Here is a 25,066-nt window from a genome sequence, read left to right as displayed (position 1 = left end):
CTCCTACTGTTTCGCGAGCCAGCGGTGCACCAGCATGACGGCCATGGCGCCCTCGCCGACCGCCGAGGCCACCCGCTTCGCCGATTCCGACCGCACGTCGCCGGCCACGAACACGCCGGGCACGCTGGTCTCCAGATGCTGTGGGGGGCGCGGCAATTCCCAGCCGGCGGGCCGTTCGCCGTCCACCATGAGGTCCGGTCCGGCCAGCACGTAGCCCGCGTCGTCGCGTTTGACGATGCCGTCGAGCCAGTCGGTTTCCGGCGCGGCGCCGATGAACAGGAACAACCGCTCCGCGTCCACCTTTTCTTCCACGCCGGTCTCGTTGTCGCGCAGCACGATCCGCTGCAGGTGGTCGTCGCCGTCGGCGGCCACCACCTCGGTGCGGGTACGCACCTCGATGTTCGGGATCTGCGCGATCTGCTGGATCAGGTAGTGCGACATGGACGCCTCCAGTGACGCGCCGCGCACCAGGATGTGGACGGCCTTCGCGCGCCGGGACAGGAACACCGCCGCCTGTCCCGCCGAGTTCGCACCGCCGACGATGTAGACGTCCTTGTCGGCGCAGTCGCTGGCCTCGGTCATGGCCGAGCCGTAGTACACGCCGCGGCCGGTGTATTCGTCCACGCCCGGGGCGGGGTGGTGACGGTAGTTGACGCCGGTGGCTATGAGCACCGAATGCGCCGCGACGCTGCCGCCATCGGCGAACCTCACCACGCGTGCGGAACCGCAGGCCTCCAGGCCCACGACCTCCCGCGCGGTGATCAGCTCGGCGCCGAATTTCACGGCCTGCCGCCGGGCCCGGTCGGCCAGCTGCGCGCCGGAGAGACCGTCGGGGAACCCCAGGTAGTTCTCGATGCGGGAGCTCTGACCGGCCTGGCCGCCGGTGGCGGTGCGCTCCACCAGGACCGTGCGCAGCCCCTCCGAAGCGCCGTAAACCGCCGCGCCGAGACCGGCCGGGCCGCCACCGACCACGATCAGGTCGTAGAAGTCGCTGGAGGCGTCGGTGTTCAGACCCACCCCCTCGGCCAATTGCGCGTCGGTCGGCATGATCAGCACGTCGCCGCCTGGGTTGATGATGACCGGGCACTGGTCCTCGGTGGCATTGGCGGCGGTCAGCAACCGCGCTCCCTCCGGCTCGTCCACCTGATACCAGCGATACGGCAACTGATTGCGCGCCAAGAACTCCCGTACCTCCGAGCAGCGGGCCGACCAGCGGTGGCCTACCACCTTGGTCTCGGTCACCGGCTTGTGCTCATCCCCGCGCCAGGCCTCCAGCAGGGCATCGACGACCGGGTAGAGCTTCTCCTCCGGCGGATCCCACGGCTTGAGCAGGTAGTGATCGAGGTCCACCACATTGATGGCCTCGATGGCGGCATTGGTGTCCGCGTACGCGGTCAGCAGCACGCGGCGCGCGTACGGGTGCAGGTCCATGGCCTGCTCGAGGAACTCGACGCCGTTCATGCCGGGCATCCGGTAGTCGGCGATCAGGATCGCGACCGGCTGGCCGCGCAGTTTCATCTCACGAAGCGCCTCGAGCGCATCGGCACCGGACTCCGCCCGCAGAATCCGGTAGTCCGCCCCGTACCGGCGGCGCAGGTCCCGCACGACCGCGCGCGAGACGCCAGGATCGTCGTCGACGCTGAGAATGGCCGGCTTCGCGGCAGCTGGTGAAGTCACCTAACGAGTATGGAATGACGAGGCAAGCCCGCGAAGGCCAGACCGTGCCACGTTCGCGCCGGGCTGAACAGGTCGCCCTTGCTCGCCGCTCCTGGCACCACGCCGCTCAAATCCGATGATGCTGAATGAGATCCATTTCGGTTGGCGTCAGCAATCTCTCGAGTCTCTCCTCGAGGGCGCCGTTGCCGTTGCGCCGAGAGCACTTCGAAGGCTTGCTGGGTTCGGAGGACTCCGCATCGGTACCGGACTCTTCGCCAGGAAGGAGTGGGACCGCCTTGGTCTCGAGATGCAGGAGCGAACGCAGGTTCACGGCCGATCACCTCACGTTTCCCAATCGGAAGCTGGTGGCAGTGTCTGTTGCTTCGTCTATCCCACATTGTGCGCCGCGCATTACATTTCGGACATCGACACCCCCAGAATGTGATCTAGTTGAATTTCAGCTGCGCGATGAACCGGAGCCATGGGCTATACGTGCAGGTGGGGTGGGGTGATCCACGCCACGCAGTCAGGGTGATCCAGGCCACCTGGAACTAGGATGCCTGGGACCGATCATTACGTCACCGGAGGCAACGTTGCCGAAGAATCTCGAAGCCAGCATCGATATCGCGGCCACGCCGGAGCAGGTCTGGAGCGTCGTCGCCGATCTCGAGCGCATTCGCGAATTCAGCCCGCAAACGCTGCGCATGCAGCCGCTGGGACGCAAGGTGCGCACCGGCACCTGGACGGTGAACCTCAACAAGGCCAAGGGCTATGTCTACCCGACCACGTCCCGGGTGGTGCGATTCGAGCCGAATCACGCGATCGCCTTCCGCATGACCGAGAATCGCACGGTCTGGAGCTACACCCTCGAGCCCACCGCGGACGGCGGCACCCGGCTGATTCAGCGGCGCGACGTCCCCGACGGCAAGCTGCCCTGGTGGCTGCAGCGCACCATCGACACCGTCTTCGGCGGCGAGCAGCCCTTCGAAGGCGCTCTCGTGGACGGGATGCACGAAACCCTCGAAAAGATCAAGGAAACCGTGGAGCGCTGAGCGTAGGTTCGGCCCATGCGACGACTGACAGCGATCTGCGCCGCGACCGCCGGTGTCACGCTCCTGCTCACCGGCTGTGGCAGCTCGGACTCCGCGGGCGACCGCACGGTCACCGTCTCCGGTACCGGCAAGGTGCAGGGCACGCCCGACGTGCTCAATGCCGATCTCGGCACCGAGGTGAGCGCCGCCGACGTATCCGCGGCGGTGGACCAGGCCAATGCCAAGGCCAAGGCGATCACCGACGCTATGGTGACCGCCGGGGCCGAACGCGAGGACATCAAGACCAGCGACCTGTCCGTCCATCCCGCCTACGGGACCGACGGGCACACCATCACCGGCTATCGCGCCACCAACACCATGCACGTGGCCGTGCGGGATCTGCCCAAAGCCTCCGGCATCCTGTCCGCCGCGGTGCAGGCGGGCGGCAATGACACCCGCATCAACGCGGTGGCATTCGGGTTGGAGGACAACACCAAACTGTTGTCCGATGCCCGCGCACGGGCCTTCGACGACGCCAAGTCCCGCGCCCAGCAGTACGCGGACCTGTCGGGGCTGAAACTGAAGAAGGTCAAGACCATCAGCGAAAACGGCGGCGGCGCAACGCCCACGCCGACGCCGATGTACCGGGACAACGCTCCCGGCGCCGCTCCGAACATCAACCTCGAGCCAGGCCAGCAGACGGTCACGTTCACCGTGACCGTCGCCTGGGATCTGGGGTAGCCCGAAAGCCGGTGGGCTACTTCCAGTTCGGGAGGTGGACCACCTGCGCCGCGAAGGACAGACCCGCGCCGAAGGCGATGAGCAGCGCGGAGCCGCCGGGTTTGGCGTCGCCGGTGCGCATCAGGGCCTCCATCGCCAAGGGGATGGAGGCGGCCGAGGTATTGCCGGTCTCCTCGATGTCATTGGCGAGGGCGCAGCTCTCGGGGAGCTTCAGCACCCGGGCCATGATCTCGATGATGCGGCCGTTGGCCTGGTGCGGCACCATGGCGTCCAGCTCGTCGGTGGTCAGGCCCGCGCGCTCGATGGCGTCGCGGCAGACCTTCTCCAAAGAGTGTGCGGCCCAGCGGAAGACGGCCGTACCCTCCATGGCGAGGTAGGGGCGGACTGCGTCCAGCCCCCTCTCGTCGATCTCGGCGAAGAACTCCATCCAGTCCTTGTCCTGACGGATGGCGTGATGCTGGGTGCCGTCGGAACCCCAGACGGTCGGGCCGATGCCCGGCTCGTCCGAGGGGCCGATCACCACCGCGCCCGCGCCGTCGGCGAAGAGGAAGGCGGTGCCCCGGTCCTTCGGGTTGACCGTGTCGGTCAGCTTTTCCACGCCGATCGCCAGCACGTGCCGTGCGGTACCGCCCTTGACCAGGTCCGAGGCCAGGGCCACAGCGTGGCAGAAGCCCGCGCATCCGGCCGAGACATCGAAGGCGGCCACATTCTCCAGGCCGAGGGCGGTGGCGATCTGCGGGCCCGCGGCGGGGGTGAGCAGCAGCCAGGTGGATGTCGCGACGATGACGCAATCGATCTGATTCGCGTCGATCTCCGCGGCCTCGATGGCGTCGCGGGCGGCCGCGACGCTCATGCTGACGATCGTCTCCTCGGGGGAGGCGAAGCGTCGCGTGCGAATGCCGGAACGGGTCCGGATCCACTCGTCGCTGGAATCTATGGGCCCCGCCACCTCGTCATTGGTGACGATTCGCTCCGGTCGGTACACGCCGAGCCCGAGCATTGCCGTGTGCTCTGCCCCGGTGATCGAGGCGATTCGAGCAGCCATGGTTCTCTCCTATGCACTGCGTACTGCGCGTCGAACGTGACCTTCATCGGGTTCCTCACCCCCCGCGGACCCACAATGCCGCAGACATGAGGCTCCCTCATCTTAATCGCGAAAGCCTCTCATGGACATGTTTCCGATCACAATCGAGGGCGCACCGCAGCGCGCCGCACAGTCCGGCCGGTGACCGCTGCCGGGGAGTTCGGTCACCGAGAACGCGAGCGTCCAACGCGCTTCCCGTATCGTGTGATCGCGGTCCCTGACCGCACCTACCCGCGCATGAAAGAGGAGCTTGTGGCCCGCCGACCCACCCCGCCCGGCACCCCGGAACAGACCGGACTCGGTCACGTGGCCGACCTGGTCCGATCCGCCATTCCGCCACTGCATCCGGCCGGCCTGCCGTTCGTGGCGGCCCCGCTGGCGGTGGCCGTGCTGGGTTTCCGGCGAAAGTGGGTGCGCCGCACCGGACTTGCCGCCGCGGCGGCCTGCGCCACCTTCTTCCGGCATCCGCACCGGGTGCCGCCGAACCGCCCGGGTGTGGTGGTCGCCCCCGCCGACGGCGAGGTCGCCCTGGTCGACACCGCGGTCCCGCCGGCCGAACTCGGACTCGGCGACGCGCCGTTGCCGCGGGTGAGCATCTTCCTGTCGGTGCTGGACGTGCACGTGCAGCGAGTGCCGGTGAGCGGTCTGGTGGAGCAGATCGCCTACCAGAAGGGCCAGTTCCTCTCCGCCGATCTGCCCGAGGCCAGCGACCGCAACGAGCGCAACAGCATGGTCATCGAGACCGCCTCCGGCCAGCGGGTCGTGGTGGTGCAGATCGCGGGCCTGCTGGCGCGCCGCATCGTGTGCGAGGCCAAGGCCGGCGACAAACTGAGCATCGGCGACACCTACGGCCTGATCCGGTTCGGCTCGCGCGTGGACACCTATTTCCCGGCCGGGACCAGACTGCTGGTCGTCCCCGGGCAGCGCACCATCGGTGCGGAAACGGTGCTGGCCGAACTGGATTCATGATGGAACAACTCGCGCCCGCGCCGAACCCGCGCCGCCGCAACCGCACCATCCGGCTGTTGCCGAGCATGGTGACCATCCTGGGACTGTGCTCCGGCCTGTCGGCGGTGAAGTTCGCCATGGAGGGCACGCTGGGGATCGCGCTGGCGCTGGTCGGCGCGGCCGCGGTCTTCGACATGCTGGACGGGCGCCTCGCCCGCATGTTGGACGCCACCACCAAGATGGGCGCGGAGCTGGATTCGCTGTCGGACGCCATCGCGTTCGGCGTCACGCCCGCCCTGGTGCTGTACGTGACCTTCCTGCACGCCGACAGCATCGGCTGGATCCTGGCGCTGATGTTCGCGGTCTGCATGGTGCTGCGGCTGGCCCGCTTCAACACCCTGATGGACGACGACAACCGCCCGGATTGGCAGCGGGAGTACTTCGTCGGCGTGCCCGCCCCGGCGGGCGCGCTCATCGTGCTGACGCCCATCGCGCTGTCGGAGCAGTTCGGCGACGGCTGGTGGGTGAGCTTCCCCATGGTGTCGGTGTGGACCGTGCTGACCGGTCTGCTGTGCGTGAGCACGCTGCCCACGCTGGCCGTCAAGTCGGTCTCGGTGGCCCCGCGCACCGCGCCCATCCTGCTGGTGCTGGTCGCCCTGGCCGCCGCGCTGCTGCTCACCTACCCGCTCATCCTGATGATGGCGCTGGTCGTGCTGTACCTGGGCCACATCCCGTTCGCGGTGCATTCCGCGCGCTGGGTGGCCGCCCGGCCGGAGACCTGGCACCACAAGCCCGCGGAGCGCCGCGCCCAGCGCAAGGCGCAGCGCCGCGAGCGCCCGCTGGCCGGACGGGTGCCGCGGGTCTCCACGGCGCGGCTGCGGCTGCGTCGCCCCGGCGGTCCGCGCAGCCGCGTAGCCGATCACGCCAACCACTGAAACCAACGGCTGGGCCGCAATTCGCGAGCGGCGGGCCTGAGGGCCGGTTCGCCGGGCAGAATTGACGGGTGCCGGAAATCAAGCTGACCGCGCGCCGGAACTCTTCGGGCGGGGATGCCCGCTGGGGATTGGTGCGGCTGCACCCGGAAGTCCTGATGGCGCTGGGCTTGCGCGCAGGCGACGGTGTCACGCTCACCGGGGGTCGGCGCACCACCGCGGTCGTCGGGCCGTTCAGGCCGACACACGGGTTCACCACCGGCGTCGCACTCCTGGACGAGGTGACCCTGTCCAATGCGAAGGTGAGCGAGGGCGGCGAGGTGACGGTCGCCCCGGCTTCGGTGGCGGATGCCCGCCAGGTGGCGGTGACCGGATCGAGCCTGGCCATGGCCGCCATTCCGGAATCAACGCTGCGGCAGGCGCTGCTGGGCAAGATTGTGACCGTGGGCGACGGCGTGACACTGCTGCCGCGCGATCTGCTGGCGGGCGACAATCCGGCCGCCGCCCGAAAGGCGCTGAAAGGCCTGGGTATCGCCTGGACCTCGGAGGTTCTGCGGGTCACGGCCACGGATCCGCATCCGGGACCGGTCACCATCCGGCCGAGTACCGCGGTGACACTGGGGACGATCATCGGCGGCACCGACACGCCCCACGGCCTGCTCGACGACGCGCCTCTGCCGTCCCCTGCCATCGCGGCGCCCGAGAGACCGTCCTCGACCGCACCGACCTCGGCGGTGGCGGTGGCGGATCTGGCCGGGGTGCAGGCCCAAGCCGCCAAGTTGACCGAATGGCTGAATCTGGCCCTTGACGAGCCCGAGTTGTTGAAAACCCTTGGCGCCAGCTCGCATTTGGGCGTGTTGATCACCGGGCCCGCGGGCGTCGGCAAGGCGACGTTAGCGCGCGCGGTGGTGGGTTCTCGACGGCTGGTCGAACTCGACGGGCCATCGGTCGGCGCGACCGCGAGCGGGGATCGACTGTGCGAAGTCGGCAACAAGGTCAGGGAGATCGGCTCCGGCGCGGGAGGGGTGCTGCTGATCACCGATCTCGACGCGCTGCTGCCCGCCGAGGCCGAACCGGTCGCCACGATGATCCTGGACCAAATACGCCGCGCGGTGGCGCTACCCGCGGTTGCCGTGCTGGCCACCACGTCGAATCCGGTCGGCATCGATGCTCGGCTGCGCAGCCCCGAGCTTTTCGACCGGCAGGTGTCGTTGCCGCTGCCGACCGCCGGGGTGCGAGCCGCGCTCCTCGAGCAGTTGTTGCGCAGAGTTCCGACCGATGGGCTGACATTGGATGGAATTGCTTCGCGGACACCGGGATTCGTGGTATCGGACCTGGCGGCACTGGTGCGGGAGGCGGCGCTGCGGGCGGCGGCGCGGGCCAGCCGGGAGCATCAGGAAACCGGGAGCGAGGTAAGTCCGGTGCTGTTGCAGGAGGATCTACTCGGCGCGTTGGAGGTGATTCGCCCGCTGTCGCGGTCCGGGTCCGAGGAATTGGTCATCGGTAATCTGAGTCTCGACGACGTCGGCGACATGACCGAGACCAAGCAGGCGCTGACCGAGGCGGTGCTGTGGCCGCTGAAGCATCCGGATTCGTTCCGTCGCCTGGGTATCGAGCCGCCGCGCGGGGTGCTGCTGTATGGCCCGCCGGGCTGTGGCAAGACCTTCCTGGTCCGGGCGCTGGCCGGATCGGGCCAGTTGAGCGTGCACGCGGTGAAGGGCGCGGAGCTGATGGACAAGTGGGTCGGCTCCTCGGAGCGGGCGGTGCGCGAGTTGTTCCAGCGCGCACGGGATTCCGCCCCGTCGCTGATCTTCCTGGACGAGGTGGACGCGCTGGCGCCCCGGCGCGGGCAGTCCAGTGACTCGGGCGTCTCGGATCGCGTGGTCGCCGCGCTGCTGACCGAACTGGACGGTGTCGAGCCGCTGCGGGATGTGGTCGTGGTCGGCGCGACCAACCGCCCGGAACTCATCGATCCGGCGCTGGCCCGGCCCGGCCGCCTGGAACGCCTGGTCTTCGTGCCGCCGCCGGATGCGGACGCCCGCGCCGAAATCCTGCGCACCGCGGCCAAATCCGTGCCGCTGGCCAACGAGGTCAGCCTTCGCCTGCTGGCCCGGGACCTGGACGGCTATTCGGCCGCCGACTGCTCGGCCCTGCTGCGCGAGGCCGCCCTCGCCGCCATGCGCCGCGATGTCGAGGCCGGCGAGGTGACCGCCACCGATGTGACTGCCGCCCGCAAGGCGGTGCGGCCCTCACTCGACCCGGTGCAGGTGGAATCGCTGCGGCTGTTCGCGGCCCAGCGGGAAACCTCCCGATCTACCGGCGACCCCTCCGGTTACGTCTGACCAACGCTGCCGGTCGTTCGCTGAATCTGTACAAAGTAGGCGAGTCGGACCGATAGGGCCACCTATCGACGGTAATTTTGCGCTGGTGAGGTCGTATGAGGTAGCCGCCGAGACGATCACGGTACTGGTCGCAGCCACGGTTGCTGGGCTGGCGCTGGCCTTACCCATCGACTTCGGTTGGACCTCACAGACTTCCGCATTGCAGCTGAATCTGCTGGCCTACAGCCTGCCCCGTGCCGTGGCGGCGGGTGTGCTCATCGCCATGATCGTGGCGGTGCTGATCACCACGCTGGGCAGCCCGGGCGCGGCGTGGACGACCACGGTGGGCGGGCTGGTAGTGCTGCTGGCCAATCATGTGATCGGACATGCCGGAAAACCGAATTCCTCGCTGTCCACCATGAATTTCATTGATTCGCTGGCGGGCGGCGTAATCCTGGGTGCGCTGGGCGCGGCCGTGCTGCACCGTCGGCTGCCCGCCTTCGCGTGGACCCTGGGCATCCTGATCAGCCTGCTGCTGGGTGCGGTGAATCCGGTGCCGCGGGTGGGCGGCGGCATCGATGAGACGATCACCGCCCACTGGCGCGCCACCGAGATGCCGCCCGCATGGATGATCGTGCTGGCGTTGGCCATGGCCGGGTTCGGGTTGGCGGCGAATCGGAAGCGCCCGGTCGCGGAACGGCTCACGGCCGAGCTGCCGCTGGCGCCGATTCTGGCGGGCGTGGTGCTGGTGCTGGTCACCCTGGCCAGCGCGGAATGGCTGGCCCGACACGGCGACACCGTGGCGGGGATCTGCCTCGCGGTGGTGACGGCGGTGGGAACGGCCATTGTCGCGGCCATGTTGTTGCCGGGCCGGGACGGTGAGATCGCGCTGCTGGCGGTGGCGCTGAGCGCGGTCGGTTCGGCTACCGTGGCGGCCGAGCTGCCGGCCTGGTCGATTCCGCTGCTGGTGTCGGTGACCGCGTTCGGCATGTGGGCGGGCAGCAGACTCGGCTCGCCGGTGGTGTGCCTGGTGGCGACCGGGGCGCTCGGGATAGCGACCGCGCTCACGGCAGATTCCGAGCGGGCGTGGGTGATCGTGGGCAGCGCGGCGACCGTGTCCTGGCTCATCGGTTACGGGCTGCTCTCGGTCCGGCCCCGCTACGTGCCGAGCCGGGTGCTGGGCACCATGGTGATCTTCGTGCCGTCGGCGGTGCTGGGCATGCGCGACTATGTGTCGCGTGGCCACGACGCGATGCCGGCGCCCGATCACGGGTTCATGTGCACGGTGGGCTCGGGCAGCACCGCCAGCCCTGGATGGACGTCGGCGCTGGTGGTCGGCGGCTGTCTGGTGGGGCTGTTCCTGCTGCGCCGCAGCCGCCCGTTGCCCGCCGTCGAACCCGATTCACCCGAATCCCCGACCGAGTCGGCCGCGTCCGAGTGATACCCGAGCGAAGGGTGACCGCGGGCCGGTGACGGGTCAGGCGCGCACGGCGGCTTCGAGCTGAACGGCCGGAGTCACGGCGCGCTCGCCGAACCAGGTGCGATAGACGGCCGTCGCATAGCCCGCGAACAGGCCGAGCACGATGACGCCCGCCGGCACCGGATGCTCGGCGAAGCCGACCGACAGATACCGGTAGGACAGCAGCAGCCCGGCGAAGAGCGCCGCGCCGGCGGCGACCAGCTGGGTCCGGGTGCGATCCCAGCCAAGTTCCGGTGCGCGCAGGGCGGACTCGATGGTCAGGCACAGCGCCGCGCCCGCCACCAGGTCCGCGCCGTAGTGGTAGCCGAAGCCCAGGGTGGCCGACAGCGTGGCGATGAGCCAGAACGTGCCGCCCCAGCGCAGCCAGGTCGGTGCGGGGGCGCCGGTGAACGGCTCGCGGCGGGAGTGGATGAAGATCGACAGCGCCCACGCGGTGTGCAGCGACGGCATGCAGTTGCGTGGCGTGTAGTGGTCGAAGGCGATCGAGCCCGGCGAGGGGTCGACCGGCGAGACGACATTCGGCCAGTAGTGGCCCAAGGAAAAGGCGTGCCCGTCCGCGCCGAAGGCGAAAATCGGCCCGACGACGGGGAATACGATGTAGAAGATGGGCCCGATCAGGCCGAGCACCAGGAAGGTGCGCACCAGGTAGTGCCGGGGCCACTCACCCGTCTTCACGACATTGCGCAGCTGCCAGATGGTCACGACCATGGCGCCGACCGGCAGTTCGATGTAGACCCAGTGCAGGATGGCGGAGGCGAGCGGGCCCAGCCAGGCCAGCAGCTGCCCCATCAGCCAGGACGGATCACCGAGGGCGTGGTCGACCAGCGCGATGTGCTCGTCGAGTACCCGGGGCCCGGCCAGCACGGTGATGCCCAGCCAGACATCGGCGATCTTGCTGGACAGCACCAGCAGGATGCCCAGCGCGGCGGCGTGCAGCGCGTTGGTGCGGTCCTTGCCCTCCCACTTCCAGTAGGCGAGCACGATGACGGCGAGGAGCACGAGGACCGGGCCGTTGCCCATGGCCAGCGGCCCGCCCGCCATCGATCGAACCGCTTGGTAGGCAACGTCGATGCCGAGGGCCGCGCCGACGGCGATGAGCCGCCGCCGCCAGCTCAGCCCGATGAGCGCGAGCCCGAGCCCGGCCCACGGCACGGTGAAGGATTTGGCATTGCCCGCGAAGTCGTCCTTGATGCTCTCGAGCGGGCCGGTGAAGTGATGGCGCGAGGCGACGATCTGCAAGACGGTGAGCAGCACCGCACCCGTGGTCAGCGCGATGGTCAGACCCACGCGTGGCGACGGCACCCACATTCCTGGTCGGCGTGCCCCACCGCCGATTCGGGAACGCGGATCGTCGAGCAGCATCTAGACATAGTAAACGCCGCGTGAACGCCAGCTCGGTGAGTAGTTGAACGCCGCCCATCTCAGCAGATGAACAGCCCCCGGTCAGCGCGATATCGCTCCTGGCCACGCGTACACCGTATGTATCTCGCCGTAATCGAAATCACAACGGCGAAAGACGTTCTCACTGCGCGAGTTCACGCACCAGCGAGTCCACCACGGCGACCAGATCGCCATGGGTGGCCGCGGCCACCCGGCGCTGCCGCTGATAGGACGCGCCCTTCTTCGGGATATCGGCGACCAGGGCGAGCTCGTTCTCGCAGCCCAGACTCTTGGCGGTCGGCTCGAGCCGGTTGAGCAGTTCCATGAGGTCGTCGGTGACGAGCCGCTCGTTGCTGTCTGCGTCGGTGATGACGATGGCGTCGAGCCCGTATCGCGCTGCGCGCCACTTGTTTTCCTGCACGTGCCAGGGCGGCAGGATGGCCGGCATGGTCTCGCCGGATTCCACCCGGCGGTCGAGATCGACCACCAGGCAATGGATCAGGGCCACGATGGCGGCCAGTTCGGTCTTGGTGGGGGTACCGTCGCAGATGCGGACCTCGATGGTGCCCCACTTGGGCGCGGGCCGGATGTCCCAGTGCATGCCGCCGAGTTGTTCGATCACACCGGTTTTCATCTGGTCGTGTACGAAACCCTCGAACTGGTCCCAGTTTTCGAACTGGAAGGGCAGCCCGGCGGTGGGCAGCTGCTGGAACATGAGCGCCCGGTTGCTGGCATAGCCGGTGTCGACGCCCGCCCACATGGGCGAGGAGGCCGACAGCGCCAGCAGATGCGGATAGGACGGCAGCAGCCCGTTGAGGATGGGGAAGACCTTGTCCGGGTGAGAGATTCCGACGTGCACGTGCACGCCCCAGATGAGCATCTGGCGGCCCCACCACTGGGTGCGCTCGATGAGCTCGTCGTAATGCGCGCTGCGCGTGAGCTGTTGGGTGGACCACTGCGCGAACGGATGGGTGCCGGCGCAGAACAGGTCGACGCCGACCTGGTCGGCGGCGCGGCGCACGGCGTCCTGGGTGGCGCGCAGCTCGTCGACCACCTCGCTCACGGTGTCATGCTTGCCGGAGACCAGCTCGACGGTGTTCTTCAGCAGTTCCTTGGTGATCTGCGGGGTGCCGTCCCAGGCCCGCAGGTCACCACAGGCTTCGAAAACAGCTGCGGCGGTGTTGGACAGGTCGCGCGTGGTCTTGTCGACGAGCGCGATCTCCCATTCCACTCCGAGCGTGGGCCGGGGCGATGAATTGAAGGGGACCTTCGTTCTGCCTGCCCCGGCCATGGCTCACCTCGAGAGTGTTCAGGCGACGACGCCGCAGGCGACCCGTGCGCCCGCGTCGCCGGTCGCGAGGGTTTCCGCATCCGGTGCGGTCGCGTACCGGGTGGGAATGTTGCCGAAGTTGTCGGCGCCTGCGTGGATGATCAGGGCCTTGCCCTTCAGCTCATCCAGGGTGACGGAGTCGGTGGTGGTCACGAGCTTGGCACTGCCGTCCTTGAGCACCTGCAGCGAGGTCAGGTCGCCGCTGGACGGGTGCGCGTTCTGTTCGCCGACCTGGAGGTGGCCGCCGGCGGAGAGGAAGTCGCCGGGGGCGCCACCGGCCGGCGGGGCGGAGTTGGCCTCGCACTTGCCGAACTGGTGGAAGTGCAGGCCGTGGAAGCCGGGCTTGAGGCCGTGCGCCTCGACGGTGATCTCGAGGTGGTTGCCCACCTTCGCGATGGTGGCGGTGCCGACGGTGCCGCCGCTGGGGTCCTTCAGCGTGACGCTGGTGGAGTCCTGCGGGACGGTGCCGCCCTCGGTCCCGTGCGCGGTGCCGGCCGGGGCCGGCGAGCTGGTGAACACCGGCGGGGTCGTCCCCTTGACGTCGGTCGATTCCTGGCCGTTGGAGCAGGCGGTGAGGCCGAGAGCCGCGACCGCGAGCACCGGAGCGACAGTCCACCAGGACGGGCGACGAGTTGTGGACGAGGCCATCGGGGAACTCCTTTACGAGTCCGAGTTTATCGGGAAAGCAGGGTGGGCATAGTTCGTACCGGACAAGATGATGCCAGAGCCGTGCATGTGTCCCGTGGAGGGGCCGCGCGGTTTCTTTCCAGCGGCGATTCAGTTACCGATGACGATGACGATGACACCGGAGGGTGAGTCCGCGATTCCGGGGAAGCGGGGCTCGGCCGAGCAGCCGAGTTCGGCGGCGATGGCCTTGGCCAGCGCCTGCTCCTTGGGCGAACTGCCGTAGTAGACGGTGGTTTTGGGGATGACACCGCTCGGATAGTTGCCCACCTCGGTCACGTTGAAACCGTCGGAGCTGAGCTGGTCGCCGGTCTTCTTGGCCAGACCGGGGACGGTGCCGTTGTTGTAGACCCGCACGGGAATGGTCTTGTCGACGCCCGCGGCCGCGGTGGTGGCGGTGGTGGATGCGGGCGCGGCAGTGGTCGTCGGCGGAACCGACGTGACCGGCGGCGTGGTGCCGGCCTGGGCCGAATTCTGCTGTGCCGCAGTGGTGGTGCTGGGCTGCGAGGTCGAGTCGGCGCTGCTGGTCGAGGAGTCCGAACTCGACAGCGACATCGCGCCCATCCCCGCGAACACGATGGCCAGCGCGATCAGGACCATCGCCAGGGCCCGCAGCGGCGGACCACCGGCCGGCGAATTCGGGTTGCTCACGGCGTCGAGCCTAATGGGTGAAGGGGCGCACGCGCGGAATCAAGCGCGCACGCACGCGGTGTCGAAAGCTGCTTCACATTCCCGGCGCGGTTCACACTTGGAAACCGAGACGGCGTGCGGCCCTGGTCTTCTGACGGCTGGCGCGCAGCCGGCGCAGGCGTTTGACCAGCATGGGGTCGGCGGCGAGCGCCTCCGGCTTGTCGACGACCGCGTTCAGGACCTGGTAGTAGCGGGTGGGCGAGAGGTCGAAGAGTTCGCGGATGGCTTCCTCTTTCGCGCCGGCGTACTTCCACCACTTGCGCTCGAAGTCGAGAATGTCGAGCTCACGGCGGGAAAGGCCGTGAGCGCCATCCTCGTCGGAAGGGCCGTCCTCGCTTGCGGGTATGTCGCGTGCCGCTGCGCTGTCCATAGTGCTCCCTCGCCGAGTGGTCACCAGACGAATATGGTGCTTGTGCGTCGCCGATCATTCAACCACGCGGGTGAGGCTTCCGGATGCGTACCAATCGGCGTGTTCAACGAGGAGGCCCTCGGCGTGTCGTGCTTGTTCCGCCCTGCGCGTCGCTCCGGGGGTCACGGCCACGGCGCAGGTCTACGGAGCCGCGGTCTCGATCCTCCCTCCTCCGCTTCTCCAAGGCGGAGGTCTCTCCAGCCGCAGTGCAGAATCGAACGCTCCGCCCTACCCCCGCTCGGCCGCGAAACCGCGGGCGCGTGTCCAGGGTGTGAGCTCCCGCAAAATGGCCGCCCAGTAGGCTCTCCGCATGGCTATTCTCCCGATTCGCATTGTCGGCGATCCGGTTCTGCACCGCGCGACCACTCCGGTCACGCAGTCCCCGGAGGAGCTGGCCGAGCTGATCGCGGATATGTACGAGACCATGGACGCCGCCCACGGCGTCGGCTTGGCCGCCAACCAGGTCATCATCAAGGACGAGGACGAGGTCTCACCGCGTATCTTCGTCTACGACTGCCCGGAAGACACCGACGGCGCCACGCTGGTGCGCCGCCGCGGCTGCGTGATCAATCCGGTGCTGCAGACCTCCGAGATCCCGGAATCCATGCCGGATCCCGACGAGGACGACGAGGGCTGCCTGTCGGTCCCCGGTGAGCAGTTCCCCACCGGCCGCGCCGACTGGGCGAAGGTCACCGGCACCGACGAGCACGGCCGGCCGGTCGAGATCGAGGGCCGCGGCTTCTTCGCCCGCATGCTCCAGCACGAGACCGGGCACCTGGACGGGTTCCTCTACGTCGACGTTCTGATCGGCCGCAATGCCCGCGCCGCCAAGAAGGCCATCAAGCGAAACGGCTGGGGCAAGCCGGGTTTGAGCTGGGTCCCGGGCACCGTGCCGGACCCCTTCGGACATGACGACGACGATCTCGACGACTGATCGGACATGACCGATTCCGAACTCCCGCCGATCGGTACGCGGATGGTGGTTCGCTACCGTCTGCCCGCGGGCTATCCACAACCGCTGACGGATGTGATCGGCGAACTCACCGCGACCGACCCGCTGACCGTGCGCACCGCCGACGGCCAGGTGGTCTCGATCGCCCGGGATCAGGTGGTGGCCTGGAAGCCGCTCGGGCCCAGGCCCATTCGGACCAGTGAGATCCGCTCCCTGGAGGCGGCGGCCGCCGACGGCTGGCCGGGCCTGCGGCGGTCCTGGATCGGCGGCTGGCTGCTGCGCGCGGGTGACGGGTACACCCATCGCGCGAATTCCGCGGTGCCACTGGGCGGTACGGACGGACCCGCCCTGACCGACACCGAGACTCTGCACCGCATCGGCGAGTGGTACACCGCGCTCGGCCTGCCGTTGCAACTGCAACTGCCCGACCGGCTGGCCACCGCGCCCGCGGACTGGCGCAGCTGGAACGAAACCCAGGTGCTGGCCATCGATATCGAGACCATGGCGCTGCCGCCCGGGCCGCCGATGGTTCGCTTCACCCCGGAGCCGGACGGGGCTTGGCTGTCCATGCACCGCCATCGCGGCGGGGACGTCGAACTCGGGTCGACGCCGCTGGTGGAGGTGTTGACGGCGATCCGCGACGGCGAAGTCGCCTTCGCCACACTGGGTTTGCCGACGCCGCTGGCCATCGGCCGGGCCGCGATCACGACCGCGCCGGACGGCCGCCGCTGGGTGGGCCTGACCTGCGTGGCGGTGGCCGCCGAGCATCGGCGGCACGGGCTGGGCGCGCTGGTGTGCGCGGAGATGATCCGATGGGGGAAATCGCGCGGAGCCACGCACGCCTACGTGCAGGTGTCGCACGACAATGACGCGGCGCTGGCGTTGTATCAGGAGATGGGGTTCGTCGAACACCACCGCTACCGGTACGCCGCGCCCTGATCGCGCGTCCGCCCGGCTTTCGTTGGACACTAGTGCTGAAAGGTTCACAGCCGTGCGCATCGCCACTTGGAACGTCAATTCGATCCGCACCCGGCGGGATCGGGTGCTGGCGTGGCTGGACCGGGCCGATATCGACGTGCTGGCCATGCAGGAAACCAAATGCAAGGACGAGCAGTTCCCGTTCGAGGCCTTCGAGGCTGCCGGGTACGAGGTCGCGCACGTCGGCCACAGCCAGTGGAACGGGACGGCCATCGCCTCGCGGGTGGGAATCGAGGATGTCGAGATCGGCTTCCCGGATCAGCCCGGATTCGACAAGGACGCGGGTGCATCACTGTTGAGCGCGCCTGTGGTCGAGGCCCGCGCCATCGGCGCGACCTGTGGCGGTGTGCGGGTGTGGAGCCTGTACGTGCCCAATGGCCGCGCCCTGGACGACCCGCACTACACCTACAAGCTGGAATGGCTGGCCGCCCTGCGCGCTGCGGGCGGCAAGTGGCTGTCGGAGGATCCGGAGGCGCAGATCGCGCTGGTCGGCGACTGGAATATCGCACCGACCGATCTGGATGTCTGGTCACCGGAGTTCTTCGAGGGCAAGACCCATGTGTCGGAACGGGAGCGGGACGCGTTCGATGCCTTCCACGACGTGGGCTTCTCGGATGTGATGCGGCCCTTCCATCCCGGTCCGGGCGTCTACACCTACTGGGACTACACCCAGCTGCGCTTCCCGCGCAAGGAGGGCATGCGCATCGATTTCATCCTCGCCTCCCCCGCTCTGTCGGCCCGCGTCATCGAAGCGAACGTGGACCGCGAGGAGCGAAAGGGCAAGGGCGCCAGCGATCACGCGCCCGTGGTGGCCGAGCTCGCGGACTAGAGCGGACTAGACGGGCCGGGTCTTGATGGCGTCGCGGGAGATGAAGACGTCGTAGGTTCCGGCGGTGGCGATGACCGCGTTGCCGTAGGCCGAGCGCACGAAAGGTTTTGTGTACCAGGACCGATGCTTCATGTCCTGGAAGAAGTCGGAGTCGCTGCCATTGAGGAAGATCTGGTTTTGTTTGGTGGCGACGCCGTCCAGGCGCTGGCCGTAGAGGCGGGTCACCTTGTAGCCGGAGTTGAAGCCGAGGGCGTTCACCCATGGTTCGAGTTCCACGATATTGGCCTGCAGCACCCACATGTCGCCTTCGACCTGATAGGTCTTGTGCTGGTCACCGTGGTCCTTGTCGCCGTAGATGGTCAGGTCCACGGTCATCATGTGGTCCTGCCCCGCAACGGGTTTGGCCTCGATATGCGCGGCCTTCACCTCCCCGGTGAGCCCCAGGAACGTTTGCAGCAGCGTGGTGATCCACAGAATCACCAGTGCGACGAGCCCGAGCCCGACCGCACCCGCGCCCCGCCCGGCCAGCGCCCGCCAGCCGACCTTGCGCGCCTCGAGAACGGCTGTGACAAGCAATCCGATCGCCGCGATGCCGAGCGCCAGCAGCAGAATCTGGATCCAGCCGAAGCTGACCGGGTAGACCATTCCGTAGTTGTACCCGCTGAATACGACACTTCACCGCGTCGTCACAAATCGAATCTGCGTGTCACATCGGCGAGTCATGAGTCACCGACAAACACACGTGGTCACGAGATCTCCAGGAGCCCTGGAGGTTATCCGTCCTGGCTCTCATCACCGAACAGCGAAATCTGCTCCGACGGCGAACCGGATCGGCCGATCCTGCGCAGGCACCGCGCGCAAGTCACTTCCGCCCGTGTCGGTTCCAGCGCGGTAGGAGACCATCCCGCAACACCGGTGCGGCACAACAATTCCGGTACTTCTTCCGTGCCGACCCACTGCCCGAGCCCGACCGCGTGCACGGTACGCCCGGACCGAACAACCGCGTGCACGCCCGGATCGCCGAACACCGCCCGCGTAGAAGCGGCCAGAGGAGCAATGTCGGTCATACGCCCAACCATAAGGTCATCCGCCGACATATCCGCTCAGGGAACGGCCGCTCCCCTGGCACGGTGCGGCTCCCCGTCACGGTCACGTTGTTCTCGGGCCGGGTGGATCACATTGTCTGCGGGCTGATCCACCCGGCCGTCGAGCAACTTTCCGCGCACGATGCACCGCTCGAGGATGGTGAAGCAGGGCATCTGATTCCGGGGCCGTCGAGCGATGGTCCCGGGAGGGTGATCCGAACCGAGGGTGCGACGAGATAACCATTCCGAGCCACGCCGCGGTTCCCGACTCCGCTCACCCGTATCGGACGGTAGTGAGATCTGGCGCTGGAGCAGCCAGAATTCTGCGCCTATGGCACAAATCGAGAGTATTCACGGCACGGAAAGTCACAGTTTCTCCAAAGTAGCTACGCAAGCGGAGATCTCGTGCAGAATGCCGAACAGGACCGGCTCCGGCCGGTGGCGGACCTCGGAGGGGCGAGATGAACAATCCGACAGGATCGAGTGCGCACAGGCTGCTCGGCGAGATCCTCACGCGCTACGGCAGCCTCGAGGCCTTCAGCGCCCACCTGCACGCCCTACTGGACGCACCGACGGTCGTGCTCCCCATTCCCGTGTCGGCTCCTCCGACACGCGGCCGGCACCGACGACGGGAGCTGCCGACCACGGGCCCGCGAGCCCCGTGGCCTGACACCGCGCGGGCGGTTCACGCCCTACGCGACGGCGTCACCCTGCGCGGCATTTCCGGACCCGCGGCATCATCGGCGTGTTGACATGGCGCCCGGCCGTTGCCGGGAGCCACCACACGATGGTGTCAGAGGTAGTACTCGGTGTCCGAAACGATCTTCGTATTGAGACGCGCCGATTCGGCGAGGAGCTGCGCCCCAGCCTTCTTGGGCGACCAGGAACGCGGAAAGTCCGCCGCGCGCTGAACCGACCCGGCCGAATCCTCCGAAAACGACACGGTCGCCGCAACCTCTGAGTCGAGAGTGTCGCGACGACCGCGTGAACCCGCCGAGGGGATCTCGGAGGGCTAGAAGGCAGCCTCGTCCAGCTTCATGATGTCGTTGTCGAGGTTTTCGACGACCGAGCGAACGCCGCTGATAAGGGGGAGCTTGTTCTTGGCGAACCAGGAGGCGACGGCGACCTTGCCGATGTAGAAGTTCTTGTCCTTGTCGGCGGCGGCGTCGAGGGCGGTCTGGGCGATGGTGGCGTGTTCCAGGAGTCGCCAGGCGATGACGAGATCGCCTACGGCGTAGAGGAATCGGACCGAGCCGAGGCCGACCTTGTAGATCTCGTCGACCTGCTGCTGGGAGGCCATCAGGTAGCCGGTGAGGGCGGCCGCCATGGCCTGCACGTCGGCCAGGGCCGCGCCGAGCAGGCCGCGCTCGACCTTGAACTGGTCCGGGCCGGCGTCGACGAACTTCTGGATCAGGCCGGCGACGTGGGCGAGCGCCACGCCCTTGTCGCGAATGATCTTGCGGAAGAAGAAGTCCTGCGCCTGGATGGCGGTGGTGCCCTCGTACAGGGAGTCGATCTTGGAGTCGCGGATGTACTGCTCGATCGGGTAGTCCTGCAGGAAGCCGGAGCCGCCCAGGGTCTGCAGCGACTCGGTCAGCGTCTCGTAGCCGCGGTCGGAGCCGCAGCCCTTGACGATCGGCAGCAGCAGGTCGTTGACCCGCTCGGCCAGCTCGGCGTCGATGCCGTAATTGGCCTGCGCCACATCGGCGTTCTGATAGGAGGCGCAGTACATGTAGAGCGCGCGCAGGCCCTCCGCGTAGCCCTTCTGCACGGCCAGCGAGCGGCGCACGTCCGGGTGGTGGGTGATGGTGACGCGCGGTGCGGCCTTGTCCGTCATCTGGGTCAGATCGGCGCCCTGCACGCGCTGCTTGGCGTACTCGAGGGCGTTCAGGTAACCGGTGGACAGCGCGCCGGCGGCCTTGGCGCCCACCATCATTCGCGCGTTCTCGATGACCTTGAACATCTGCGCGATGCCGTTGTGCACCCCGCCGACCAGGTAGCCGACGGCCGGCGTGGCGCCACCGAAGGTGATCTCACAGGTGGGCGAGGACTTGATGCCCATCTTGTGCTCGACGCCGGTGACCAGCGCGCCGTTCCTGGCGCCGAGCTCCATTGTCTCGGTGTCGAAGAGGAAGCGCGGCACCACGAACAGCGACAGGCCCTTGGTGCCCGGGCCGGCGCCCTCGGGGCGGGCCAGCACCAGGTGGAAGATATTGGCGGCGGTGTCGCCCACGTCGCCGCCGGAGATGAAGCGCTTCACGCCCTCGATGTGCCAGGTGCCGTCGGCCTGCTCGATGGCCTTGGTACGACCCATGCCGACATCGGAACCGGCGTCGGGCTCGGTCAGCACCATGGTGCCGCCCCAGCGGTTCTCCCAGGCGTGGGTGGCCCAGCGCTTCTGCTGGTCGGTGCCCTCCTCGAAGAGCACCTTGTGCATGAGCGGGCCCATATTGAAGAAGCAGGCCGAATTGTTCGCGGCCACAAGCATTTCCTGGATGGCCCAGATGAGGGCATTGGGTGCGGGTACGCCACCCATCTCCTCGGCCATGCCCAGACCCGAGTACCCGGCCTCGTTGACCGCGGCCACGGTCTTCTTCAGCGATTCGGGCACGATGATGGTGTGCTGGTCCGGGATGAACTCGACCGGGTTGCGATCGGCCTCGACGAACGATTCCGCGACCGGCCCCTCCGCCAGACGCTTCGCCTCGGCGAGCATCTCCCGGGCGGTGTCTCCGTCGAGATCGCCGTAGGCGCCCTGGTCCAGCAGTTCCCCGATGCCCAGAACTTCGAACAAGTTGAACTCGATGTCTCGCAGGTTCGCCTTGTAGTGGGACACGGAAGGGCCTCCTCGGCTGAGTGTGAACTGGTCGAGCGATATCGATGGATCTGATCGAATATCTCGAAGATCAAGGCGAGGTTGCCGTACGCCCGTCCTGTTACGCAAGCGTAGGTAAGCCCCTTCACCCGAAATGCCACATCCGACCGCGGCCGATTCCCAAAAGTTAACCGCGCCGTTATGCGCACGATCAGGGAATCGCGGCTCTATAGCTCCTTGGCCTGCGCCGGAGTGACGGTGACAGGATTCACGGGAACCCAGGCTCGCATATGCGCATCGAGCAGACGGCCCGTCATGGCGCCGATGAAGTTCTTGGCCAGCGCTCGCCCGTGACACCGCGGTCGGTCGGGGTGAACGGCAGGTGATGCATGCCCCGCAGCGTGCACGCTCGGGTCCGTTTCCCACCGCGGGAAACGGCGCTGTAAAGCCGCTGGAGCATGGACGTCACATACCCGGCCGATGACCCGAGTACCGGCCGCGACCTGCCGTTCCCCGCCCGTCGCGCACTGCTATCGTCGGTGCGCATGGGCACCGACTCGGCGATACGACCACGCCAGCGCGCGCGGCACCTGGGTCCCGAACGTCGTCGCCCACAGGTTCTCGACACCGCCCTCGAGATCGCCGTCGCCGACGGCATCGCGGCTGTGACCATCGCCGCGGTGGCCGACCGCATGAAGGTCACCCGCCCGGTCGTCTACGCCTGCTTCGCCGATCGGGTGGAGCTCCTCGAAGCGCTCATCCGCCGCGAGGAGGACTACCTGGTGCAGGGTGTGATGGAGGCATTGCCGCGCCGCCGGGTCGAAGCCGACGAGGCGGTCTTCGTGGAGGGCTTCCGCGCCCTGCTGCACACCGTGTCCCGGCGGCCCGACACCTGGCGCCTGATGTACGGCAATCCCGATCCGGCCGTGGCGGATTCGTTCGGCAAGGGCCGGCTGCTCGCGGTGGAGCGCTGCACCCGCCGGCTGCGCCCGACCTTGAAGGCCTGGGGCACCGCGCAGGCCGAACGCAAGCTTTCGGCCCTGGTCGAGCTGTGGGTCTCGGCAGGCGAGGGCGCGGTGCGCACCCTGCTCACCGATCCGGGCGAGTGGACCCCGGACACGCTGGGCGAGTTCGTCGGCGCGGCGGTGTATCGGGCCCTGCGCCACGCCTGAGAATGCGGGGTCCTCCCGTTATCCGATGGCTACGATGGGAACGGGACCATCGGTCAGCGGGAGGCCGCCATGACGTTCTATCGGCAGGTTGGTTCGGTGCCGCCCAAGCGGCACACGCAGCATCGCGATGAGCGGGGCCGGCTCTATTACGAAGAGCTGATGGGAGAAGAGGGGTTCTCCGGTGATTCCTCGCTGCTCTATCACCGGGGATTGCCTCCGGCCATTGTGGATTCATCGGTATGGGTGCTGCCCGAACAGCGGCTGTACCCGAATCATCCACTGCGGCACCGGCATCTGAAGCTGCACGAGCTGTTCCTGGGCGACAAGCCGGGCGACAGCGATGTGGTGACCGGGCGACGGCTGCTGCTCGGCAATGCCGATGTCCGCATCTCCTACGTGGCGGCACTGCGGGAATCGGCACTGTACCGCAATGCCGTCGGCGATGAGCTGGTCTATATCGAATCCGGTTCGGGACGCGTGGAAACCGTCTTCGGGACCCTGCCCGTGCGGCAGGGGCATCAGGTGCTGCTGCCGCGCGCCACCACGCACCGCTGGGTCCCGGACGGCCCGGAACCGTTGCGCGCCTATATTATCGAGGGCACCGGCCACATCACCGCGCCCAAGCGGTATCTGTCGAAATACGGTCAGTTCCTGGAGAATTCGCCCTTTTGCGAACGGGATCTGCACGGGCCCACGGAACCGGTGCTGGGTGAGGGCGAGAATGTCGAGGTGCTGGTCAAGCATCGGCCCGCCCGTGAGATCGTCGGCACCAGCATGGTTTACGCCACCCACCCCTTCGACGTGGTGGGCTGGGACGGCTGCCTGTATCCGTTCACCTTCGATATCGCCGATTTCGAACCGATCACCGGCCGGGTGCATCAGCCGCCGCCGGTGCACCAGGTCTTCGAGGGCCAGAACTTCGTGATCTGCGATTTCGTGCCGCGCAAGGTCGATTACCACCCGCGCTCGATTCCGGTGCCCTACTACCATTCGAATGTGGACTCCGACGAGATCCTCTTCTATTGCGGTGGAAACTACGAGGCGCGCAAGGGATCCGGGATCGGACAGGGCTCGGTGTCGGTGCATCCGGGCGGATACGCCCACGGTCCGCAGCCGGGGGCCTATGAGGACAGCATCGGGATCGACTTCTTCGACGAGCTGGCGGTCATGGTGGACACCTTCCACCCGTTGCAGCTGGGCGAGGGCGCGCTGGCGTGCGAGGACGCGGGCTACGCCTGGACCTGGTCGGGACGAGGGCCGTCCGAGTGGATCTGAGTCCGAGTGGTTCGACGGTGCAGGGGTTGGTGGCATGGGAGTGGGTGGTGGGGATATGAACAGCCGGGTACACATCGAGGTTCCCGCGGATTCCGGATTCGGCCCGGCGCACCTGCCGTACTGCGTGTTCCGCCCGCTGGGCGAAGCCCCGCGGGTGGGGGCGCGGCTGGGCGATTCGATCATCGATCTGGCGGTGGCGCTGGATGATCCGATGTTCGCCCAGCCCAGCCTCAACGCCTTCATGACCCAGGGGCCGCAGTGCTGGCGGGAGATCCGGGAGCGGGTGCGGGTCGCCGCCGACTCGGAATTGCCTGCGACGGCGGTGCATTCGGTGCGCGCGGTGCGGCTGGACCTGCCGGTGGAGATCGGCGACTACGTCGACTTCTACGCCAGTCTCGACCATGCCACCGCCATGGGACGGATGCTGCGACCGGCCGGTGAACCGCTGCTGCCGAATTGGCGGCACCTCCCGGTGGGATATCACGGTCGCGCGGGCACGGTGGTGGTGTCCGGCACGGATATCATCCGGCCGCAGGGGCAGCGCCGGACAGACTCCGGCACACCGGATTTCGGGCCGAGCCGCCGCCTCGACATCGAGGCCGAGCTGGGGTTCATCGTGGGGGCGGGCTCGGAGCTCGGGAGGCCGATCGAGACCGACGCGTTCGCCGAGCACGTCTTCGGGGTGGCGCTGGTCAATGACTGGTCGGCGCGGGATATTCAGGCATGGGAGGGACAGCCGCTGGGCCCGTTTCTGGGCAAGTCCTTCGCGACCACCCTGTCCGCGTGGGTGACTCCGCTCGACGCGCTGACCGAGGCGCGGATTCCGCTGCCGCCGCAGCATCCCGAGCCGCTGCCGTATCTACGGGACGACGAGTCCTGGGGGCTGGATATCAGGGTGAGAATCGAGTGGAACGGCCAGCTGGTCTCCACTCCCCCGTTCCGGCGAATGTACTGGTCCCCCGCGCAGATGCTCGCCCATATGACGGTCAACGGCACCTCGACCCGCACCGGCGATCTGTTCGCCTCCGGCACCATCTCCGGGGCCGATCGCAGCGAGCGCGGGTCGCTGATGGAAATGAGCTGGGGCGGTACCGAACCCATCGACCTGAACGGGGTCCAACGGACCTTCCTCGATGACGGCGACGAGGTGGTGATCACCGCGTCCGCACCGGCGGTCGGGGGCGGCCACCTGGAGCTGGGTGAGGTGCGAGGGCGCATTGCGAGCGCCTGAGTCTCGCCCGTGCGCGGATGCGGCCCGCACTGCGTCCGCACGA

General features: G+C 67.9%; 24 protein-coding genes. 13 read left to right on the top strand and 11 right to left on the bottom strand.

Annotation, left to right across the window (positions count from 1 at the left end; all coding sequences use genetic code 11):
- Positions 1-3 precede the first annotated feature (3 nt).
- Complete coding sequence (locus tag GLP40_RS19435; protein ID WP_328290382.1) at positions 4-1,677, bottom strand: FAD-dependent oxidoreductase; 1,674 nt, start codon at positions 1,675-1,677, stop codon at positions 4-6.
- A gap of 572 nt (positions 1,678-2,249) precedes the next feature.
- Between GLP40_RS19435 and GLP40_RS19430 the strand changes: the two genes are divergently transcribed.
- A complete protein-coding gene (locus tag GLP40_RS19430) occupies positions 2,250-2,708 on the top strand; it encodes an SRPBCC family protein (RefSeq protein WP_154789319.1) in 459 nt (152 codons plus the stop codon).
- A gap of 15 nt (positions 2,709-2,723) precedes the next feature.
- A complete protein-coding gene (locus GLP40_RS19425; RefSeq protein WP_154789318.1) occupies positions 2,724-3,428 on the top strand; it encodes an SIMPL domain-containing protein in 705 nt (234 codons plus the stop codon).
- Between the two features lie 16 nt (positions 3,429-3,444).
- On the opposite strand, the gene GLP40_RS19420 is transcribed toward GLP40_RS19425, so the two are convergent.
- Complete coding sequence (locus GLP40_RS19420) at positions 3,445-4,473, bottom strand: beta-ketoacyl-ACP synthase III (protein WP_154789317.1); 1,029 nt, start codon at positions 4,471-4,473, stop codon at positions 3,445-3,447.
- A 291-nt stretch (positions 4,474-4,764) separates the two neighbouring features.
- Here GLP40_RS19420 and GLP40_RS19415 point away from each other — a divergent pair, with 291 nt between their 5' ends.
- The 4 genes from GLP40_RS19415 (at position 4,765) to GLP40_RS19400 (ending at position 10,154) form a co-directional block, all read left to right on the top strand.
- Positions 4,765-5,481: a phosphatidylserine decarboxylase gene (locus GLP40_RS19415; RefSeq protein ID WP_328290393.1), complete on the top strand. Its 717-nt coding sequence runs from the start codon at positions 4,765-4,767 to the stop codon at positions 5,479-5,481.
- On the top strand, positions 5,478-6,395 hold the full coding sequence (gene pssA / locus GLP40_RS19410) for a CDP-diacylglycerol--serine O-phosphatidyltransferase (protein ID WP_407671625.1): 918 nt from the start codon (positions 5,478-5,480) through the stop codon (positions 6,393-6,395). Before GLP40_RS19415 ends, pssA begins: the two co-directional genes overlap by 4 nt.
- A 68-nt stretch (positions 6,396-6,463) precedes the next feature.
- Entirely contained in the window at positions 6,464-8,734 is a 2,271-nt protein-coding gene (locus tag GLP40_RS19405) for an AAA family ATPase (RefSeq protein ID WP_328290381.1), read from the top strand.
- Between the two features lie 85 nt (positions 8,735-8,819).
- On the top strand, positions 8,820-10,154 hold the full coding sequence (locus GLP40_RS19400; RefSeq protein WP_154789315.1) for a hypothetical protein: 1,335 nt from the start codon (positions 8,820-8,822) through the stop codon (positions 10,152-10,154).
- A gap of 36 nt (positions 10,155-10,190) precedes the next feature.
- Here the strand turns inward: GLP40_RS19400 and GLP40_RS19395 are convergent, their stop codons facing one another.
- The 5 genes from GLP40_RS19395 to GLP40_RS19375 form a co-directional block, all read right to left on the bottom strand.
- A complete protein-coding gene (locus GLP40_RS19395) occupies positions 10,191-11,555 on the bottom strand; it encodes a phosphatase PAP2 family protein (protein ID WP_154789314.1) in 1,365 nt (454 codons plus the stop codon).
- Between the two features lie 160 nt (positions 11,556-11,715).
- On the bottom strand, positions 11,716-12,864 hold the full coding sequence (locus GLP40_RS19390; RefSeq protein ID WP_154789313.1) for a glutamate--cysteine ligase: 1,149 nt from the start codon (positions 12,862-12,864) through the stop codon (positions 11,716-11,718).
- An 18-nt stretch (positions 12,865-12,882) separates the two neighbouring features.
- Entirely contained in the window at positions 12,883-13,551 is a 669-nt protein-coding gene (sodC, locus tag GLP40_RS19385; protein ID WP_154789312.1) for a superoxide dismutase[Cu-Zn], read from the bottom strand.
- A 129-nt stretch (positions 13,552-13,680) separates the two neighbouring features.
- Positions 13,681-14,238 carry a LytR C-terminal domain-containing protein gene (locus GLP40_RS19380; RefSeq protein WP_328290380.1) on the bottom strand — a complete coding sequence of 186 codons (558 nt, stop codon included), beginning with the start codon at positions 14,236-14,238 and terminating at the stop codon, positions 13,681-13,683.
- A 91-nt stretch (positions 14,239-14,329) separates the two neighbouring features.
- Positions 14,330-14,647, bottom strand: a complete 318-nt coding sequence (locus tag GLP40_RS19375; RefSeq protein WP_154789311.1) for a DUF3263 domain-containing protein — start codon at positions 14,645-14,647, stop codon at positions 14,330-14,332.
- Between the two features lie 349 nt (positions 14,648-14,996).
- Here GLP40_RS19375 and GLP40_RS19370 point away from each other — a divergent pair, with 349 nt between their 5' ends.
- From GLP40_RS19370 to GLP40_RS19360, 3 genes are read left to right on the top strand one after another with little or no spacing between them, the layout of a single operon-like run.
- Positions 14,997-15,620, top strand: a complete 624-nt coding sequence (locus GLP40_RS19370; RefSeq protein ID WP_154789310.1) for a peptide deformylase — start codon at positions 14,997-14,999, stop codon at positions 15,618-15,620.
- A gap of 6 nt (positions 15,621-15,626) precedes the next feature.
- Positions 15,627-16,577, top strand: coding sequence for an N-acetylglutamate synthase, CG3035 family (locus GLP40_RS19365; RefSeq protein WP_154789309.1), 951 nt, complete (start codon positions 15,627-15,629; stop codon positions 16,575-16,577).
- Positions 16,578-16,629: 52 nt separating this feature from the next.
- The gene (locus tag GLP40_RS19360) at positions 16,630-17,445 is read left to right on the top strand and encodes an exodeoxyribonuclease III (protein ID WP_328290379.1); all 816 of its coding nucleotides are present in this window, start codon (positions 16,630-16,632) and stop codon (positions 17,443-17,445) included.
- Positions 17,446-17,451: 6 nt separating this feature from the next.
- Here the strand turns inward: GLP40_RS19360 and GLP40_RS19355 are convergent, their stop codons facing one another.
- Both GLP40_RS19355 and GLP40_RS19350 read right to left on the bottom strand, forming a co-directional pair.
- Entirely contained in the window at positions 17,452-18,090 is a 639-nt protein-coding gene (locus GLP40_RS19355) for a hypothetical protein (RefSeq protein ID WP_154789307.1), read from the bottom strand.
- A gap of 128 nt (positions 18,091-18,218) precedes the next feature.
- Positions 18,219-18,512 (bottom strand): hypothetical protein, encoded by a 294-nt coding sequence (locus GLP40_RS19350; RefSeq protein WP_230329700.1) that lies wholly within the window; start codon positions 18,510-18,512, stop codon positions 18,219-18,221.
- Between the two features lie 479 nt (positions 18,513-18,991).
- Between GLP40_RS19350 and GLP40_RS19345 the strand changes: the two genes are divergently transcribed.
- Positions 18,992-19,282, top strand: a complete 291-nt coding sequence (locus tag GLP40_RS19345) for a hypothetical protein (protein ID WP_154789306.1) — start codon at positions 18,992-18,994, stop codon at positions 19,280-19,282.
- Positions 19,283-19,323: 41 nt separating this feature from the next.
- Here GLP40_RS19345 and GLP40_RS19340 read toward each other — a convergent pair whose 3' ends face one another.
- The gene (locus GLP40_RS19340; RefSeq protein ID WP_154789305.1) at positions 19,324-19,473 is read right to left on the bottom strand and encodes a hypothetical protein; all 150 of its coding nucleotides are present in this window, start codon (positions 19,471-19,473) and stop codon (positions 19,324-19,326) included.
- A 69-nt stretch (positions 19,474-19,542) separates the two neighbouring features.
- A complete protein-coding gene (locus tag GLP40_RS19335) occupies positions 19,543-21,366 on the bottom strand; it encodes an acyl-CoA dehydrogenase (protein WP_328290378.1) in 1,824 nt (607 codons plus the stop codon).
- Positions 21,367-21,890: 524 nt separating this feature from the next.
- Between GLP40_RS19335 and GLP40_RS19330 the strand changes: the two genes are divergently transcribed.
- The 3 genes from GLP40_RS19330 (at position 21,891) to fahA (ending at position 25,023) form a co-directional block, all read left to right on the top strand.
- Positions 21,891-22,517 carry a TetR/AcrR family transcriptional regulator gene (locus tag GLP40_RS19330; protein WP_154789414.1) on the top strand — a complete coding sequence of 209 codons (627 nt, stop codon included), beginning with the start codon at positions 21,891-21,893 and terminating at the stop codon, positions 22,515-22,517.
- Between the two features lie 69 nt (positions 22,518-22,586).
- Entirely contained in the window at positions 22,587-23,792 is a 1,206-nt protein-coding gene (locus tag GLP40_RS19325; RefSeq protein ID WP_154789303.1) for a homogentisate 1,2-dioxygenase, read from the top strand.
- 55 nt (positions 23,793-23,847) lie between these two features.
- Positions 23,848-25,023 carry a fumarylacetoacetase gene (gene fahA, locus GLP40_RS19320; RefSeq protein ID WP_154789302.1) on the top strand — a complete coding sequence of 392 codons (1,176 nt, stop codon included), beginning with the start codon at positions 23,848-23,850 and terminating at the stop codon, positions 25,021-25,023.
- Positions 25,024-25,066 lie beyond the last annotated feature (43 nt).

The organism is Nocardia aurantiaca (genome assembly GCF_009708175.1).
In the GTDB taxonomy this organism is placed as follows: Bacteria; Actinomycetota; Actinomycetes; order Mycobacteriales; family Mycobacteriaceae; genus Nocardia; species Nocardia aurantiaca.
This window is presented reverse-complemented; position numbering and strand designations above follow the sequence as displayed.

Bases quoted from the DNA above. Each gene is read 5' to 3' on its own strand.
- GLP40_RS19375 (WP_154789311.1), bottom strand. From the start codon at position 14,647: ATGGACAGCGCAGCGGCACGCGACATACCCGCAAGCGAGGACGGCCCT.
- GLP40_RS19355 (WP_154789307.1), bottom strand. From the start codon at position 18,090: ATGGTCTACCCGGTCAGCTTCGGCTGGATCCAGATTCTGCTGCTGGCG.
- GLP40_RS19390 (WP_154789313.1), bottom strand. From the start codon at position 12,864: ATGGCCGGGGCAGGCAGAACGAAGGTCCCCTTCAATTCATCGCCCCGG.
- fahA (WP_154789302.1), top strand. From the start codon at position 23,848: ATGAACAGCCGGGTACACATCGAGGTTCCCGCGGATTCCGGATTCGGC.
- sodC (WP_154789312.1), bottom strand. From the start codon at position 13,551: ATGGCCTCGTCCACAACTCGTCGCCCGTCCTGGTGGACTGTCGCTCCG.
- GLP40_RS19345 (WP_154789306.1), top strand. From the start codon at position 18,992: ATGAACAATCCGACAGGATCGAGTGCGCACAGGCTGCTCGGCGAGATC.
- GLP40_RS19325 (WP_154789303.1), top strand. From the start codon at position 22,587: ATGACGTTCTATCGGCAGGTTGGTTCGGTGCCGCCCAAGCGGCACACG.
- GLP40_RS19395 (WP_154789314.1), bottom strand. From the start codon at position 11,555: ATGCTGCTCGACGATCCGCGTTCCCGAATCGGCGGTGGGGCACGCCGA.
- GLP40_RS19425 (WP_154789318.1), top strand. From the start codon at position 2,724: ATGCGACGACTGACAGCGATCTGCGCCGCGACCGCCGGTGTCACGCTC.
- GLP40_RS19350 (WP_230329700.1), bottom strand. From the start codon at position 18,512: ATGACCGACATTGCTCCTCTGGCCGCTTCTACGCGGGCGGTGTTCGGC.
- GLP40_RS19330 (WP_154789414.1), top strand. From the start codon at position 21,891: ATGGGCACCGACTCGGCGATACGACCACGCCAGCGCGCGCGGCACCTG.
- GLP40_RS19370 (WP_154789310.1), top strand. From the start codon at position 14,997: ATGGCTATTCTCCCGATTCGCATTGTCGGCGATCCGGTTCTGCACCGC.
- pssA (WP_407671625.1), top strand. From the start codon at position 5,478: ATGATGGAACAACTCGCGCCCGCGCCGAACCCGCGCCGCCGCAACCGC.
- GLP40_RS19365 (WP_154789309.1), top strand. From the start codon at position 15,627: ATGACCGATTCCGAACTCCCGCCGATCGGTACGCGGATGGTGGTTCGC.
- GLP40_RS19420 (WP_154789317.1), bottom strand. From the start codon at position 4,473: ATGGCTGCTCGAATCGCCTCGATCACCGGGGCAGAGCACACGGCAATG.